The organism is Labrenzia sp. R5_0 (assembly GCF_017743835.1).
Classification (GTDB): domain Bacteria; phylum Pseudomonadota; class Alphaproteobacteria; order Rhizobiales; family Stappiaceae; genus Roseibium; species Roseibium algicola.
The window spans coordinates 422,661-437,845 of record NZ_JAGHRK010000003.1 but is presented as its reverse complement, the minus strand read 5'-3'; the positions used below and the strand labels follow the sequence as shown (position 1 = coordinate 437,845).

General features: G+C 60.1%; 15 protein-coding genes. 6 read left to right on the top strand and 9 right to left on the bottom strand.

The genetic code is table 11. From position 1 onward, the window contains the following. Positions 1 to 154: 154 nt before the first annotated feature. The 6 genes from J7447_RS17380 to J7447_RS17355 form a co-directional block, all read right to left on the bottom strand. Complete coding sequence (locus tag J7447_RS17380; RefSeq protein WP_022998993.1) at positions 155 to 565, bottom strand: F0F1 ATP synthase subunit epsilon; 411 nt, start codon at positions 563 to 565, stop codon at positions 155 to 157. A 93-nt stretch (positions 566 to 658) separates the two neighbouring features. After that, on the bottom strand, positions 659 to 2,092 hold the full coding sequence (atpD, locus tag J7447_RS17375) for a F0F1 ATP synthase subunit beta (protein WP_173013971.1): 1,434 nt from the start codon (positions 2,090 to 2,092) through the stop codon (positions 659 to 661). A gap of 16 nt (positions 2,093 to 2,108) precedes the next feature. After that, positions 2,109 to 2,993, bottom strand: coding sequence for a F0F1 ATP synthase subunit gamma (locus tag J7447_RS17370; RefSeq protein ID WP_023014438.1), 885 nt, complete (start codon positions 2,991 to 2,993; stop codon positions 2,109 to 2,111). 31 nt (positions 2,994 to 3,024) lie between these two features. Next, a complete protein-coding gene (atpA, locus tag J7447_RS17365) occupies positions 3,025 to 4,554 on the bottom strand; it encodes a F0F1 ATP synthase subunit alpha (protein WP_022998996.1) in 1,530 nt (509 codons plus the stop codon). Continuing rightward, the gene (locus J7447_RS17360; protein WP_022998997.1) at positions 4,554 to 5,114 is read right to left on the bottom strand and encodes a F0F1 ATP synthase subunit delta; all 561 of its coding nucleotides are present in this window, start codon (positions 5,112 to 5,114) and stop codon (positions 4,554 to 4,556) included. Before J7447_RS17360 ends, atpA begins: the two co-directional genes overlap by 1 nt. A 478-nt stretch (positions 5,115 to 5,592) precedes the next feature. Further along, a complete protein-coding gene (locus tag J7447_RS17355) occupies positions 5,593 to 7,788 on the bottom strand; it encodes a primosomal protein N' (RefSeq protein ID WP_209170405.1) in 2,196 nt (731 codons plus the stop codon). A gap of 277 nt (positions 7,789 to 8,065) precedes the next feature. Here J7447_RS17355 and fsa point away from each other — a divergent pair, with 277 nt between their 5' ends. Together fsa and J7447_RS17345 are read left to right on the top strand one after the other, a co-directional pair. Further along, positions 8,066 to 8,719, top strand: coding sequence for a fructose-6-phosphate aldolase (gene fsa / locus J7447_RS17350; RefSeq protein WP_022999000.1), 654 nt, complete (start codon positions 8,066 to 8,068; stop codon positions 8,717 to 8,719). A 263-nt stretch (positions 8,720 to 8,982) separates the two neighbouring features. Then, positions 8,983 to 9,942, top strand: coding sequence for a tyrosine recombinase XerC (locus J7447_RS17345; protein ID WP_206908642.1), 960 nt, complete (start codon positions 8,983 to 8,985; stop codon positions 9,940 to 9,942). On the opposite strand, the gene J7447_RS17340 is transcribed toward J7447_RS17345, so the two are convergent. Then, positions 9,939 to 10,448 (bottom strand): GNAT family N-acetyltransferase, encoded by a 510-nt coding sequence (locus tag J7447_RS17340; protein ID WP_209170403.1) that lies wholly within the window; start codon positions 10,446 to 10,448, stop codon positions 9,939 to 9,941. The genes J7447_RS17345 and J7447_RS17340 overlap by 4 nt on opposite strands. Before the next feature lie 124 nt (positions 10,449 to 10,572). Between J7447_RS17340 and J7447_RS17335 the strand changes: the two genes are divergently transcribed. From J7447_RS17335 to J7447_RS17325, 3 genes are all read left to right on the top strand, one after another. Beyond that, positions 10,573 to 10,977: a hypothetical protein gene (locus J7447_RS17335; RefSeq protein ID WP_055657199.1), complete on the top strand. Its 405-nt coding sequence runs from the start codon at positions 10,573 to 10,575 to the stop codon at positions 10,975 to 10,977. 118 nt (positions 10,978 to 11,095) lie between these two features. After that, entirely contained in the window at positions 11,096 to 11,329 is a 234-nt protein-coding gene (locus J7447_RS17330; protein ID WP_139314047.1) for a hypothetical protein, read from the top strand. Positions 11,330 to 11,502: 173 nt separating this feature from the next. Continuing rightward, entirely contained in the window at positions 11,503 to 12,456 is a 954-nt protein-coding gene (locus J7447_RS17325) for a metallophosphoesterase (protein ID WP_209170401.1), read from the top strand. A gap of 22 nt (positions 12,457 to 12,478) precedes the next feature. Here J7447_RS17325 and J7447_RS17320 read toward each other — a convergent pair whose 3' ends face one another. Beyond that, positions 12,479 to 13,117, bottom strand: coding sequence for a cation transporter (locus J7447_RS17320; protein ID WP_031268677.1), 639 nt, complete (start codon positions 13,115 to 13,117; stop codon positions 12,479 to 12,481). Between the two features lie 84 nt (positions 13,118 to 13,201). Here J7447_RS17320 and J7447_RS17315 point away from each other — a divergent pair, with 84 nt between their 5' ends. Then, a complete protein-coding gene (locus J7447_RS17315; protein ID WP_209170394.1) occupies positions 13,202 to 13,621 on the top strand; it encodes a helix-turn-helix domain-containing protein in 420 nt (139 codons plus the stop codon). Positions 13,622 to 13,720: 99 nt separating this feature from the next. Here J7447_RS17315 and J7447_RS17310 read toward each other — a convergent pair whose 3' ends face one another. Next, the gene (locus J7447_RS17310) at positions 13,721 to 15,181 is read right to left on the bottom strand and encodes a hypothetical protein (RefSeq protein WP_209170392.1); all 1,461 of its coding nucleotides are present in this window, start codon (positions 15,179 to 15,181) and stop codon (positions 13,721 to 13,723) included. Between the last annotated feature and the right edge of the window lie 4 nt (positions 15,182 to 15,185).

The window sequence follows — 15,185 nt, the reverse complement described above, 5'->3', positions numbered from 1 at the left end:
TCGGCTTTCTGATCGAGAGCCGACTGTTTGAGAGGTAGCCTGCCAGACACGTCAGAACCGTGCCTCTTGCATACTTGACCGATCGCTACCCCCAAAAACAAAAACGCGGCCCGTTGCCGGACCGCGTCATTGAATGAAGCTTGAGGGGGTCGTATCAGGCCTTTGTGAGGGCTTCTGCGACGTCCTTGAGCTGAGCCAGTGTCATTTCGGCTTTCTGCCGCGAGGCATCGTCCTTGGCGTCGGAAACATCTTCCTGCGCATCCTGGATTGCCTGGTCGAGCTGCTCACGGCTGATCTCGCCAACCGGAACGGCCTGTTCGGCGAGAACGGTGAGACCGCCTGCTGCAACATCGGCAAAACCACCGCGGACGAAATATTCGTCCCAGCCACCATTTTCGCTGCTGCGCACCTTCAGGATGCCCGGCAGGATGGTGGAGATGAACGGGGCATGGTTCTTCAGAACGCCAAACTCGCCTTCGGCGCCCGGTACAACGACCTCTGCGACCTGTTCGGAGAGGAGCTGGCGCTCCGGCGAGACCAACTCAAACTGGAAAAGTTCAGCCATTTGGCGTCTTCCTTGTCAGTCTAATTCTGATGGCAAGCCATCAAGCATGAAGAAGACGGACGCCCGATAACGGGCGTCCGGTCAATTCGCCGATCAAGCGGCTTCAGCAGCCAGGCGCTGTGCTTTCTCGATGGCTTCATCGATGGAGCCAACCATGTAGAAAGCAGCTTCCGGCAGGTGGTCGTATTCGCCTTCGACCAGACCCTTGAAGCCCTTGATGGTGTCTTCGAGGGCAACCAGCTTGCCCGGAGAACCGGTGAAGACTTCAGCCACGAAGAACGGCTGGGACAGGAAGCGCTCGATCTTACGTGCGCGGGCAACGGTGAGTTTGTCTTCTTCAGACAGTTCGTCCATGCCCAGGATGGCGATGATGTCCTGCAGAGCCTTGTAGCGCTGCAGAGTAACCTGAACCGCACGAGCCGTTTCGTAGTGCTCTTCACCGATGATGCGGGCATCAAGCATACGGGAAGTGGAGTCCAGCGGATCCACAGCCGGGTAGATGCCTTTTTCAGCGATCGAGCGGTTAAGAACCGTCGTTGCGTCCAAGTGAGCAAAGGTCGAAGCCGGTGCCGGGTCGGTCAAGTCATCGGCCGGAACGTACACGGCCTGCACGGACGTGATCGAGCCCTTGTTCGTGGTGGTGATGCGCTCCTGCATGCCGCCCATGTCGGTGGCCAGCGTCGGCTGGTAGCCCACAGCGGACGGGATACGGCCGAGAAGTGCGGACACTTCGGAACCTGCCTGGGTAAAGCGGAAGATGTTGTCCACGAAGAACAGCACGTCCTGGCCCTGGTCACGGAAGTGTTCTGCAACGGTCAGACCGGTCAGAGCAACACGTGCACGGGCTCCCGGGGGCTCGTTCATCTGGCCGTAAACCAGCGCAGCCTTGGAGCCTTCTCCGCCGCCTTCCTTGTTCACGCCGGATTCGATCATTTCCCAGTAAAGGTCGTTACCTTCACGAGTACGCTCGCCAACACCTGCGAACACGGAGTAACCGCCGTGCGCCTTGGCGACGTTGTTGATCAGTTCCATGATGAGAACGGTCTTGCCCACGCCGGCGCCGCCGAACAGGCCGATCTTACCGCCCTTTGCGTACGGAGCCAGAAGGTCAACGACCTTGATGCCCGTCACAAGGATTTCAGCTTCGGTGGACTGTTCGATGAACTCCGGAGCGTCCTGGTGGATCGCACGCTTGCTTTCGTGCGGGATCTCACCGGCTTCGTCGACCGGCTCGCCAATCACGTTCATGATACGGCCCAGGGTGCCGTCGCCAACCGGCACCACGATCGGTGCATCGGTGTCGACCACTTCCTGACCGCGCACCAGACCCTCGGTGGAGTCCATCGCGATGGTACGTACCGTGTTTTCGCCAAGGTGCTGAGCAACTTCAAGCACAAGACGCGTGCCCTGGTTGTCAACTTCAAGAGCGTTCAGGATCAGCGGCAGGTGGTCATCGAACTTGACGTCGACAACGGCGCCGATGACCTGGGTGATCCGTCCGACCTTTTTGTCAGCCATATCCCTAATCCTCGTCTCGATCCCGTTAGAGCGCTTCCGCGCCCGAGATAATTTCAATCAGTTCCGTCGTAATCTGAGCCTGGCGCTGGCGGTTGTAGTTGATCGTCAGTTTGTCGATCATCTCGCCGGCGTTGCGGGTCGCGTTGTCCATTGCGGACATACGTGCACCCTGTTCAGACGCAGCATTTTCCAGAAGTGCCCGGAAAATCTGAACGGAGATGTTGCGCGGCAGCAGATCCGCAAGGATCTCTGTCTCTTCCGGTTCATATTCGTAAACCGCGTTGGCACCTGCGCCTGCATCAGTGCTGCCAGCCTCGAAATGGGCCGGGATCAGCTGAGTTGCAGTCGGTTCCTGCGCGATCACGGATTTGAAAGTCGAATAGAACAGCGTGCAAACGTCGAACTCGCCATTGTCGTACATGGAGAGCACTTCGCGGCCGATGTCGTCCGCGTTGTTGAAGCCAACGTTCTTAACACTGCGCAGGTCGATGGTCTTGATGATGTGCTGGCCGAGCTCGCGCTTCAGAGCGTCGTAGCCCTTCTTGCCGACACAGATGATCTTGACCGTCTTGCCCTGCTTCAGCAGGCTGCGCGCTTTTTCACGCGCAAGCTTGGCAATGTTGGTGTTGAAGCCCCCACACAGCCCACGTTCGGCCGTGGCAACGAGCAGGAGATGAACCTGGTCATTGCCGGTGCCGGACATGAGCTTCGGAGCGTCGTCGCGCCCCTCGAAGGCCACCGCGAGGTTGGCCAGCACCGCACCCATGCGTTCCGCATAGGGGCGAGCGGCCTCCGCAGCTTCCTGAGCACGACGCAGCTTCGCCGCGGCCACCATTTGCATGGCCTTGGTGATTTTCTGCGTCGCCTTAACGGAAGCGATGCGGTTTCGTAAGTCCTTCAGGCTCGGCATGGCCGCCCCTGCTCCTTATCCCGGCGTGGTCTTAAGCGAAGTTCTTGGCGAACGCGTCGATGGCAGCTTTCAGCTTGCCAGTCAGCTCGTCGTCGAGTGCCTTCTTCTCCCAGATGGCGTCGAGCAGCGCTTTGTGCTCGCCACGAAGGAACAGAAGCAGGCCTTCTTCGAAGTCCTTCACGCGGTTGACCGGGATTGCATCCAGGTAGCCGTTCACGCCGGCATAGATGACTGCAACCTGTTCTTCGGTCTTCAGCGGCGAGAACTGCGGCTGCTTCAGAAGTTCGGTCAGACGTGCACCACGGTTCAGGAGGCGCTGGGTCGTGGCGTCGAGGTCGGAGCCGAACTGGGCAAAGGCCGCCATTTCGCGGTACTGAGCCAATTCACCCTTAATCGGGCCGGCAACCTGCTTCATCGCCTTGATCTGAGCGGAGGAACCCACGCGGGACACCGACAGACCAACGTTCACGGCCGGGCGGATACCCTGGTAGAACAGATCCGTTTCCAGGAAGATCTGACCGTCGGTGATCGAGATCACGTTGGTCGGAATAAACGCGGACACGTCGTTGCCCTGGGTTTCAATAACCGGCAGTGCGGTCAGAGAGCCCTTGCCATGGTCTTCGTTCAGCTTCGCAGCACGTTCCAGCAGACGGGAGTGCAGGTAGAAAACGTCACCCGGGAAAGCTTCACGTCCCGGCGGACGACGGAGCAGCAGGGACATCTGACGGTAGGCCACAGCCTGCTTGGTCAGATCGTCGTAGCCGATCACGGCGTGCATGGAGTTGTCACGGAAGAACTCGCCCATCGCGCAGCCGGCAAACGGTGCCAGGAACTGCAGCGGAGCAGCGTCGGAAGCGGTAGCTGCAACGACGATGGAGTATTCCAGCGCGCCGGCGTCTTCCAGGGTCTTCACGAACTGAGCGACGGTGGAGCGCTTCTGGCCGACAGCAACGTAGATGCAGTACAGCTTGGCGTCTTCGTCGTCAGAAGCATGCAGCGGCTTCTGGTTCAGGAAGGTGTCGAGAATGATCGCGGTCTTGCCGGTCTGACGGTCACCGATGACCAGCTCGCGCTGACCACGGCCAACCGGGATCAGGGCGTCGATGGCTTTCAGGCCGGTAGACATCGGCTCATGCACGGACTTGCGCGGCAGAATGCCCGGCGCCTTGACGTCCACGCGGCGCTTTTCGGTTGCCTCGATCGGGCCTTTGCCGTCGATCGGGTTGCCGAGCGGGTCAACAACGCGGCCCAGGAGGCCCTTGCCGACCGGCACTTCCACGATGGCGCCGGTCCGCTTGACGGTGTCGCCTTCTTTAATGTCACGGTCGGAGCCGAAGATAACGACACCAACGTTGTCGGTTTCCAGGTTCAGGGCCATGCCCTTGATACCACCCGGGAATTCGACCATTTCACCAGCCTGGACTTTGTCCAGACCATAAACACGGGCGATACCGTCACCGACGGAGAGCACCTGACCGACTTCAGAAACTTCGGCTTCCTGGCCAAAGCTCTTGATCTGGTCCTTGAGGATTGCGGAGATTTCCGCGGCCCGAATATCCATCAGCCGACCTCTTTCATCGCGAACTTGAGTGAATTGAGCTTGGTACGCAGCGATGTGTCGATCATGCGGGAGCCGACCTTGACCACGAGGCCACCGATCAGGGCAGGATCAACCTTTGCCACGATGTTTACAGATTTGCCCGTGGAAGCCGAGAGAGCTTCTTTCAGGGCAGCGACATGATCGTCGGAAAGGGCAGCTGCGGAGGTTACCTCAGCCGTTTCCTCACCACGCTTTTGCGCAAGCAGGGTGCGGAATGCCTTGATCATGCCGGGAAGAACGAAGAGGCGCCGGTTACGGGCTGCCAGCTTCACGAAATTAGCAGCCAGGCCTTTGATGCCTGCCTTGTCGAGAAGTGCGGTAAGCGCTGCAAGCTGCTCCTCCACACTGAATACCGGGCTTTTCACGAGACGGACGAGATCTTCGCTTTCGGCAAGCATGCCTTCGAAAGCTGTCAGATCCCGCTCCACGTCAGCCGTTACACCTTCGCCTTCGGCGAGGTCGAGAAGGGCGGACGCATAACGCTGTGCCACGCCGGATACGAGAGATACGTTGTCAGTCACCAGGTCCGTGCTCTCTGACGTTTTTCATGCCCACGAAACGGCTAGCGCTCGCAAAGCATTGAAAAAATGAATGATTTCAAGGTCAGAAGGTATGACGGTTAAACCGCTGCCCCCAAAGCCGCGCCTCAATTAGCACAGGGTTTCTCAGTGTGCAACTTCGCCTAAAGACTGTTATTGCCGATTCCTCGGTGTTTTTTGTCAAAGGTCGATAAAAAACGTTTCAGATCAACGTCTCCGCACCGTCATAAACCTTTAGACGGTTTTCTGCAGAGCAGGCGAAAAGGCCTTTGCACAGGGCTGAAAGGGGCAAGCCAGGAGGGCGTTTTTGCCGCAGCTGCGCGGAAGGCGGGATTATTGCCGTCAGCAGCGTTGCCACAATTGCAAACAATGCCCCTGCGGTTCCACCCGATTCTCCCACGCCGAACTCGTATGACTCGTATGAACGGCAGGTGCTTTTCCCGATGAACGCAAAAACCACCTAGAGAAAATGCTGCGGGTCGATGTCCACTTGCAGGCGCAGCCCTTTCGTGGGCTTCGGGCCGATGCTCAGCCAATGCCGCAGATAGGCCTGCAGATCGTACTGGCGGGGGGCCATTGCCAGCAGGCGGAAACGATAGCGTCCGCGCACCATGGCAAGGGCGGCTTCCGCAGGCCCAAGGAGCGTGACGGCCTGATCCGGCGGTGCGGCACGGGCAAGGGCCCTTGAGAAGCCTTCCGCAAATCCTCTGTCTGGTCCGGAGACGATGACGGCGGCAAGACGCCCGAACGGCGGCAGACCTGCTGCCCGCCTTGCCTCGATCTCGGCCTGATAGAACGCCTTCTTGTCACTTGAAAGCAGCGCCTTGATGACGGGGTGATCGGCATTGTAGGTCTGCAGGAAACCCTTGCCGCCGCCGGTGACGCGGCCCGCACGGCCTGTCACCTGGGCAAGCAGCTGGAAGGTTTTTTCCGCAGCTCTCGGATCGCCATGGGCAAGGCCAAGGTCCGCATCCACCACGCCAACCAGTTTCATCAGCGGGAAGTTATGCCCCTTGGCGACCAGCTGCGTGCCGATGACGATGTCGGCCCCGCCTTCCTCGACAATCTTCATTTCGCGCTTCAGCCGATCCGGCCCGCCGGCAATATCCGACGAAAGCACGAGCACACGCGCCTGCGGAAAGAGCTCGCTCACTTCCTCGGCGATTCTTTCCACGCCGGGACCGCAGGCAACCAGACTGTCTACCGACTGGCAGGACGGACAGGCCTTGGGGACCGGCTCCTGATGGCCGCAGTGGTGGCAGACGAGTTTTTTCTGAAAACGATGCTCCACCAGCCAGGCGCTGCAATGAGCGCATTGGAACCTGTGGCCGCAGGTACGGCAAAGGGTCAGCGGTGCATAACCGCGCCGATTGAGAAACAGTAGCGACTGCCCCCCTTCGGCGAAGGTGCCGGCGATGCCGTGGACCAGGCCAGGTGCCAGCCAGCGTCCCCGTTCCGGCCCGTCCTGGCGCATATCGATGGCCATGAGGTCCGGCAGGGCAGCACCGGATGCCCGTTCGGGCAGCTCGAACAGCTTGTAGCGGCCGACCTCTGCGTTGACGATGCTTTCCACGGATGGCGTCGCCGAAGCCAATACAACAGGGAAGCCGGAGAGATGGCCGCGGACAACAGCCATGTCGCGTGCGCTGTAAGGCACCCGGTCGTCCTGCTTGAAGGCCGCATCGTGTTCTTCGTCCACGATGATCAGGCCCAGTTCCTTGAACGGCAGAAACAGCGAGGAGCGGGCCCCTATCACCACCCGCACATCTCCGGAGGCCACCCCGCGCCAGACCCGCGAGCGGTTCTTGACCGTGATCTGGGAATGCCACTCGGCCGGATAGACCCCGAAGCGTTGTTCGAAGCGCCGCAGGAACTGTTCGGTGAGTGCGATTTCAGGCAGCAGCACCAGCGCCTGCTTTCCCCGGCGCAAGGCTTCGGCAATCGCCTCGAAATAGACTTCCGTCTTGCCCGAGCCGGTGACACCGTCGATCAGGGCAACGGCCCCACCCTTGCCGAAACAGGCCGTCAGGCCGTCTGCCGCGGCCTGCTGCGCCGGGGTCAGCGGTTTTTGCGCGTAGTCCAGTTGCGGTTTCGGCGGCGGAGGAGCCGCCGGCATCAGGACGGTTTCCAGGACATCTTGCTGAAGCAGGCCGTCGATGACGGAAGCGGACACGCCGGCAGCATGGGCAAGGCCGCTTTTCGTCCAGGCAAAGCCGTCTTCCATGGTCGCCAGAACGCGCCCGCGTGCCGGCGTCAGACGATCCGGCTCGGCACCTTCGATACGGCGGACACCGGGAACGGGTGCCTCCGGCTCCAGCGCTTCTTCGGACCGCAACACCATGCGCAGCACCATCCCCGGAGCGCCAAGTGTCCAGTTCGCTACCCAGTCGACGAACCGGCGCAGATCATCATCAAGCGGCGGCGTCTTGTCGTAGACATGGGAAATGGTCTTCAGTTTCTTTGGATTGATGGCCGCGTCCGGCTCGATATCCCAGACAGCGCCGATCACCTCGCGCGGGCCGAGCGGCACCTTGACGATGGTGCCCGGAACCACGGACTGGCCGGGCGGCACCTTGTAGGTATAGGCCCCCGCAACCGCGACCGGCACCAGCACGCTGGCAATGGTTTCCTGGAAGTCTGGATCGTCGAACAGCACTGGGTGTCAGGTCCTCATCGCTCCGGGAACGGCCGCGAAACCATGCGCCTTGCACGGCTCGAACCCTGGCGTGACATTGCCCGTCCGGTCGCCGGGATCAAGCCTCGCCATTCTTGAGGTACGTACCGCAAAAATTTCGTCCACCAGAGAATCAGGGGTTCTTCTTGTCATCATCCTAGGGTAAAGAGAGCCCAGCTGACCACGCAATCGTTTTGTCCCGCTAGCCGGGACCAGGTTTCCGGCGACGCTCCGGTAGCCCTACATGGAGTAAAGACAGATGAAATTCTTCGTCGATACGGCCGACACGGCTGAAATCAAGGAACTGGAAGCAACCGGCCTCCTTGACGGTGTCACCACCAACCCCTCGCTGATCGCAAAGTCCGGTCGGGACTTCAAGGAAGTCATCGCAGAAATCTGCGCCATCACCGAAGGCGATGTTTCCGCCGAAGTGGCCGCAACCGATTTCGACACGATCATGAAGGAAGCGCACGTCCTTGGCGCGATCGCAAACAACGTGGTCATCAAGCTGCCGTTGACGTTCGATGGCCTGAAGGCGTGCAAGCAGCTGACCGAAGAAGGCACCAAGACCAACGTCACCCTGTGCTTCTCGGCCAACCAGGCCCTGCTCGCAGCCAAGGCCGGCGCAACCTACATTTCGCCGTTCATCGGCCGTCTGGATGATATTCATGCCGACGGGCTTGAGCTGATCCGCGAAATCCGCGTGATCTACGACAACTACGGCTTCGACACGGAAATTCTGGCTGCGTCGATCCGCACGCCGAACCACGTGAAGGATTGCGCCATCATCGGCGCCGACGTCGCGACCGTACCGCCGGCAACGCTGAAGGCACTGGTCAAGCATCCGCTGACCGACAAGGGCCTTGAAGCTTTCCTGGCCGATTGGGCCAAGACCGGCCAGAGCATTCTCTGATCACCGACCTTTCAGACAAACGAACGGCCCGGATTTCCGGGCCGTTTTTGTTTGCCGTTTCCAGTGCCTGCCAAGGGCAACAGGACGCTCCAATTCCTTTTTTGCCTGGTGTTGGGGGACAAGTCGATCAGGCTCGGAGATCTCGACGGTCCTGTTCACCTCCTGGTGGGGGAGGACCATCTGTCGGCCGGTTTGACGAAAAATAGCCGCCATGTGGCGCGATGTTAACGGAACCGTTGGGGATCCGGCATCACATTGGCACCATGTGTGCCGCATCCTCCAAATCCGAATCGCTGCTCGTCACCGCCCGGCCGGAACTCAACCGCCGCATCGACCAGTGGCTTGACCACCTGTCCGATGAGCGACGCCTTTCCGACAAGACCCTGCTTGCCTACGAACGCGACCTGCGCCAGTTCCTGCGGTTCCTGACCAACCATCTGGGCGGGGCACCGGACCTCAAGGAAATTGCGGCGCTCCGCCCGGCCGACTTTCGAGGTTTTCTGGCAAGCCGCCGCCGTGACGGTGCCCAGAGCCGATCGCTCGCCCGCGGCCTTGCCGGGATCCGGTCGTTCCTCAGGTACCTGGAGCGGCGGGGCGAAGTGAACGCTGCGGCGTCTTCCGCCGTGCGGCCACCACGGCAGGCCCGATCCCTGCCGAAACCCGTCTCCTCCAAGGACGCCATCGACGTGACCAGCGGTGACCTGGCGATGGAACGCGAGCCGTGGCTGGAAGCCCGCAACGCCGCCGTCCTGACCCTGCTCTACGGCTGCGGCCTGCGGATTTCGGAAGCGTTGTCGCTGACCGGTGCCATGGCCCCCAAAAACGGAACGAAGACACTTCGTGTCGTCGGCAAAGGCGGCAAGGAGCGGATTGTCCCGATCCTGCCGGCGGTCTGCCAGGCGGTGGAGCACTATCTGAAACTTTGCCCTTATGCGATTTCGCCCGATGGCCCCCTGTTTCTCGGTGCCCGCGGCGGTCCGCTGAACCCGCGCATGATCCAGCTGGCCATGGCACGCCTGCGCGGTGCATTGGGCCTGCCGGACAGCGCGACCCCGCATGCCCTGCGCCATTCCTTTGCCACACATCTGCTGGCTGGCGGCGGTGATCTCAGGACTATCCAGGAACTGCTCGGCCACGCCAGTCTTGCCTCAACGCAGATCTATACGGAAATCGACAGCGCCCATCTCCTGTCTGCCTACGACAAGGCTCATCCGCGCCGTTAGGATCCGTCAGGTTTCGGAAATCCGTAGACTGTCCTTTCCTTGCCATCAGGAAACATCTCGCGCGCAATCGGCTCGCCGCCAAGTTTGCGCACCAGTCCCCTTGCTGCCTCGTTGTCATCCTTCATATGCGTTTCAACCAGAGGCCAGCCATACACTTCGTAAGCATGGCGGATTGCCGCCTGCGAGACTTCCACGGCTGCACCGGTGCCGCGTGCCTGGGGCATCAGCCACCAGGTCAGCTCCCGTCTTGGCCAGCCTTCGGGCCAAACGAAGCCGCAACCACCGATGATATCTGCCCCCGTTTTCGGTTCGATAACCCACATGCCATAGCCGCGCAGTTGCCAGTGGCCGAGGTGGTTTGCCAGCACGCGCCAGGCAGAGCCCGCGCGCAACGGCCCACCATAGAAGTGTGAGGCCTCGCCGTTCTCGAAGAACGCCTTGTAGACTGGATAGTCCGGTTCTTCCGGCAAGCGCAGACGAAACCGCGACGTTTCGAGTGATTGCATGATAAGTCTCTGTTGTTTGCGGGGAATTTCATTCGATTCCCATGTTAGTTCCAACTCCGTTGTAGCCGCTTCCGCCACAAACGGTTAGGTTGCTGAAACAGCCTGTTTCGCCGGGAGATAACGAATGCGTCTGATACTACTCGCAGCCGGTCTTCTTCTACTGTCGGCAGCGCCCTCGCTGGCGCAGCGCGTCTACTGTCCACTTCCCGAAGACGGCGTCTGGGTCAATGCGAATGCCAAACCGAAGGAGATCTCGCGCGTCGAGGTGGAAAGCCGCTGCGAGAATGAAGCGGTGCATGTGCGCGTACGCGCATTCACCTCCTGCATCCCGCGTGACTGCAAGTGGGGCTGGACCAAAGGGGAAATGCGCTCAGATGGTGCCATCCAGGTGCTGCTGATCGGTTTCTTGAGCAGCAAGCAACTGACATTGCGGGCCTTTGGCGAGCTTCTGGATGTTCACGTGATCAACGTCGTCAACGATCTGTCCGAACCGCGAACCGAGACCACCTACAATCTCCAGCGCGAGTAACCGGTCAGGGCAGTGCGACGACAATCGCCTTTCGCTTTTTCCTTGTCAGACCTCCGTTTTTCCTTACCTTACGTAAGACTGCGCAAGTGTAGCGCAGGCCAACGGACGGAGATGTAACATGCGCCTATTGAGCACCGGCATTGCGGCCCTTGCCGTAACCGCGTTTGCAATTGCACCGGCCGCTGCATGCAGCTGGAACAAGACAGCCCAGTCCAAACAGATGACAGTGGCGGAAACGCCCGTCCTCCCGGACACCGACTCGGATGTGGCTATCGCCACCAACGATCTCAGCGATGCAATCGTAAGCGAGACCGTAATTCAGCCGACCACCGGCGAAGCCGTGTCGGAGTGACCCCCACCGGTAAACAAGCTCCAGACCAAGACCCGCTGCTCCGCAGCGGGCTTTTTTTCGGCTGAATACCGTCTGCACGAAATCTGCTGAAACCTGCCTTTATCGGGCCGTACCGACGCCTCAATAGCCCGGTTCACTCGGGATTATCCTGAAGAACCGGTTGATACAGTCTCATGATTTCCAGACGCCGTTTCCTGCAAACCTGTGGCATCGCAATGCTGGGTGCCGTTTCTGCTCCTGCTTATGCGATTGGCGTTGAGCCTTTTCGGCTCAGCCTGAAGCATTATCACCTGACGCCTCCACGATGGCCCAGAGGGCTGAAACTGAAAGCCGCGCTGATAGCCGACCCGCATGTCTGCGATCCCTGGATGGGGCTGGAGCGGGTTCGCTCCATAGTCCGGCAGACCAACGCGCTGAAGCCTGACATCATCCTGATGCTGGGCGACTATGTGGCCAGCCACAAATGGCAATACGACCCGATCCCGCCACAGGCGTGGGCTGATCTCTTCGGTGATCTGTCGGCCCCGCTCGGGACCCACGCCATTCTCGGCAATCACGACTGGTGGGACGACGCGGACGCGCAGCTGACTGGCGGTGGGCCGACCAGATATGGCCAGGCGCTGCTGAACGCCGGCATTCCCCTTTACCAGAACCGGGCTCAACGGTTCGAGAAGGACGGCCAGGCTTTCTGGCTTGCCGGCATCGACGACCAGCTGGCGCTGAGACCGCACCGCAAGATCAAGCGGCACCGCTGGAAAGGTTTGGATGACCTGACCGGCACGCTTGCTCAGGTGACGGACGATGCGCCCGTGCTGCTGATGGCACATGAGCCCGACATCATCCGCGAAGTGCCGGGCCGCGTCAGCCTGACGCTCAGCGGTCACACCCATGGCGGGCAGGTCAACTGTTTCGGCTACAAACCGGCCTTTCCCAAACGCAGCGTCAAAAGCTACGCCTATGGCCACATCGTTGAAACGGAAGGGACGAAGCTGGCAAGGCATCTGGGCCTTGAAACGGAGCCCCGCCACCTCATCGTTTCCGGAGGTCTTGGCTGCTCGATCCTGCCGGTCCGATTCGGTGTTCCTCCGGAAATAACGGTGGTGCATCTGGGAAGCACCACCGCTTGAGTCATGTTCTGGCAAGGGCGAATTATTCAGCCGCCACTTCGTGCTCCGTCTTGTGCCGGTATTCCTTTATGGCCTGGCTCAGGATCTGGACGGAGGAACTGACGAAGAGAGCCGCCATGAGACCGGCGACAATCAGGTCCGGCCAGGCGCTTGCCGTTCCCCAGACACCGGCGGCCGCCAGCATGACGGCGACGTTGCCTATGGCATCGTTGCGCGAACACAGCCAGACGGAGCGCACATTGGCATCACCATCCTTGTATCGGACCAGCAGCAGGACACTGGCAAGGTTTACGGCCAGCGCCAGAAAGCCGATGGAGCCCATCACCGCGGCCTGCGGTACGCCAAGCACGAACACCTGATAAAGCGTGGTGGCAGCCACCCAGACGCCCATCAGAAACAGGCTTGTGCCCTTTGCAAGCGCGGCCAGGGCCCGGGTCTTCAGCGATGCGCCAATGACAGCCAATGATATGCCGTAGGTGACCGCGTCGCCGAAGAAATCGAGGGCGTCGGCCTGCAGTGCCTTTGAGCCGGCTGCCTGGCCGGCAATCATCTCGACGATGAACATGCCACCGTTCAACGCGATCACCAGCCAGAGCCGGCGGCGATAGTCCTTCGACATTCCGTCAAATGTTCCGTGGGAATGTCCGCAACAGGCACCCATGATGCACTCCTTGTTCGAGTCGCTTGATTTTCGGTTCCTGTCCCTTGTAATTGCTATAGCGACTAGAGCTTCAAGAGGCTTTTTATGGATTTTTCAATTGGTGACCTTTCAAGACGGACCGGCGTAAAGGTTCCGACGATTCGCTATTACGAAAAGGAAGGCCTGCTGGAAGCGCCGATCCGCAGCGAGGGCAACCAGAGGCGCTACCGGTCCTGCGACCTGGAAAGGCTTGGCTTCATAAAGCATTGCCGCGACCTCGGCCTGCCAATGCCGGCCATCCGCGATCTGATAGACCTCAGCCAGCATCCGGACAAACCCTGCGAAACCGCCAACCGGATTGCCGAAGATCAGTTGAAGGCAGTGCGCCAGCGGATTGCCCACCTGCGCAAACTGGAGGCGGAGTTGAAGCGCATCGCAACAAGCTGCGAAGGCGACCACACGGTGACCGAATGCAACGTTCTGAAGGCTTTCGGCGACCATGGCCTCTGCCTGAAGGAGCACTGACAAGCCTTTTTGCCCGGCTTCAGGCAAGCATTGTCCAGTCCCGTGTCTCCCCTACGGCACGCATGTTCGTTCCGGTGGCAGCCGCCAGGGACTGTGCTGCTAGCTTTCGTCTATCGGTCTTGGTCCGGCGCCTGAGCCGAGTTCCGTTGCCATCACCGTTCCCCCTAGCCTTTCCAGGCGCATCATTGTCCAGCGTTTGGCAGGCAGATTACAGGAATGACGGCCCAGAATGCAGGAGAACTGGAGGACGTGGGGATAGTCGTTCTTCGGCCAAACCCTTTCAGCAACGTCATGCCTGCCCTTCAGGTAGCCGAGCAGGGTATATTCGCTGACATACCAGACGTCGCCTTCCTTCAGGTCTCCCATACTGGTCGGCCGCCCCTTGGGAAATGTGCCTCCCCAGGTCCAGGACAGGGCACCGGACGTTTTCTGGTCCAGAAAATGGTGGGCCATCGTTTCGTCGATAAAGACCCGCTTTCCATCCGCCAGATCCTGCCGGTAGGCCTCGACCACAGCTTGCCTGTTCGGCAAAGGTTTCGACAGCACATAGAAAACGATGAAGTTGGAGGAAAGCGCCAGCACCAAGGCGGCGCAAAGGCCAAGCTTCACCCTGTGCCAGCGGTCTTTCAACAGCACGTCGACCGCCAGCAGAAACAACATTGCGGCCGCAAGATTCCGGATCAGCGGCCGGTCATGCACGAAGGCGCCGAAGAATTGTCCAGCGGCAAGGCAAAAGCCGATCATCCCGGCGGTGCGGGACTTGCGGAACACAGCCCAAGATACGCCTGCAAACATGGCAGCCCGGAAGATCGCTTCCACATTGAACTTGCCGGAGCCATGTGACCGGCTGGAGTGATAGGCGATCTGCCGGAAAAATTCGGCGAACTCGAAGTTCACCGAGACCGCAAACAGGGCAACGGCAATCGCGAGGGCGACAAGGCCTTCACTCAGCACACGAACGAGGCTTGCCTGCCGCGTCCTGAGCCTCCAGATCTGAAGAACGGCAATGACGCCAACACTCCAGGCAAGCATGGACAGTGCAGTCAGCGGAGCAATTCCCAGAAGCGCGGTACCCGCAACGGCGGAAACAGTTTCCAGACCGGTCTGCCGCGTGTCACCCGTACCTGCCCTGACTGCAACCGGCAGGACCAGCAGCAGCCCGAGCATCCAGAAGAATGAACCCGTCAGTTCCAGCCGGAAGCCGGAAACGACATACATGGGCGCAAAGATCAACGGCGTGAAAAGCGCAGCGGTGCGAAGGTTCAATCTGAGGCAGAACACCACGAAGACCAGGCTGGTCGCCACGTAACAGAGGAATTCGTACAGGACGATTGTCGCGGTGCTGATCCCCGCGGCTTTCAAAAACCAGCCGGACAGAATGAAATGAAGCCTTGGCTGGAGATGATAGGATTCCAGCCCCGGGAACTGGACCGCAAGAAGCGGATTCAAGTGACGGCCCGTTTGCGCAAATTCGGATGCCCAGGGAATAAAGAAGAGGTCATCCACGTAGGGAATGGTTCGCTCCGGCCAGAAAAACACCAGGCCGCAAACCAACGGCAATACG

Bases quoted from the DNA above. Each gene is read 5' to 3' on its own strand.
- J7447_RS17325 (WP_209170401.1), top strand. From the start codon at position 11,503: ATGATTTCCAGACGCCGTTTCCTGCAAACCTGTGGCATCGCAATGCTG.
- fsa (WP_022999000.1), top strand. From the start codon at position 8,066: ATGAAATTCTTCGTCGATACGGCCGACACGGCTGAAATCAAGGAACTG.
- J7447_RS17340 (WP_209170403.1), bottom strand. From the start codon at position 10,448: ATGCAATCACTCGAAACGTCGCGGTTTCGTCTGCGCTTGCCGGAAGAA.
- J7447_RS17380 (WP_022998993.1), bottom strand. From the start codon at position 565: ATGGCTGAACTTTTCCAGTTTGAGTTGGTCTCGCCGGAGCGCCAGCTC.
- J7447_RS17335 (WP_055657199.1), top strand. From the start codon at position 10,573: ATGCGTCTGATACTACTCGCAGCCGGTCTTCTTCTACTGTCGGCAGCG.
- J7447_RS17330 (WP_139314047.1), top strand. From the start codon at position 11,096: ATGCGCCTATTGAGCACCGGCATTGCGGCCCTTGCCGTAACCGCGTTT.
- J7447_RS17345 (WP_206908642.1), top strand. From the start codon at position 8,983: ATGTGTGCCGCATCCTCCAAATCCGAATCGCTGCTCGTCACCGCCCGG.
- J7447_RS17370 (WP_023014438.1), bottom strand. From the start codon at position 2,993: ATGCCGAGCCTGAAGGACTTACGAAACCGCATCGCTTCCGTTAAGGCG.
- atpA (WP_022998996.1), bottom strand. From the start codon at position 4,554: ATGGATATTCGGGCCGCGGAAATCTCCGCAATCCTCAAGGACCAGATC.
- J7447_RS17320 (WP_031268677.1), bottom strand. From the start codon at position 13,117: ATGGGTGCCTGTTGCGGACATTCCCACGGAACATTTGACGGAATGTCG.
- J7447_RS17315 (WP_209170394.1), top strand. From the start codon at position 13,202: ATGGATTTTTCAATTGGTGACCTTTCAAGACGGACCGGCGTAAAGGTT.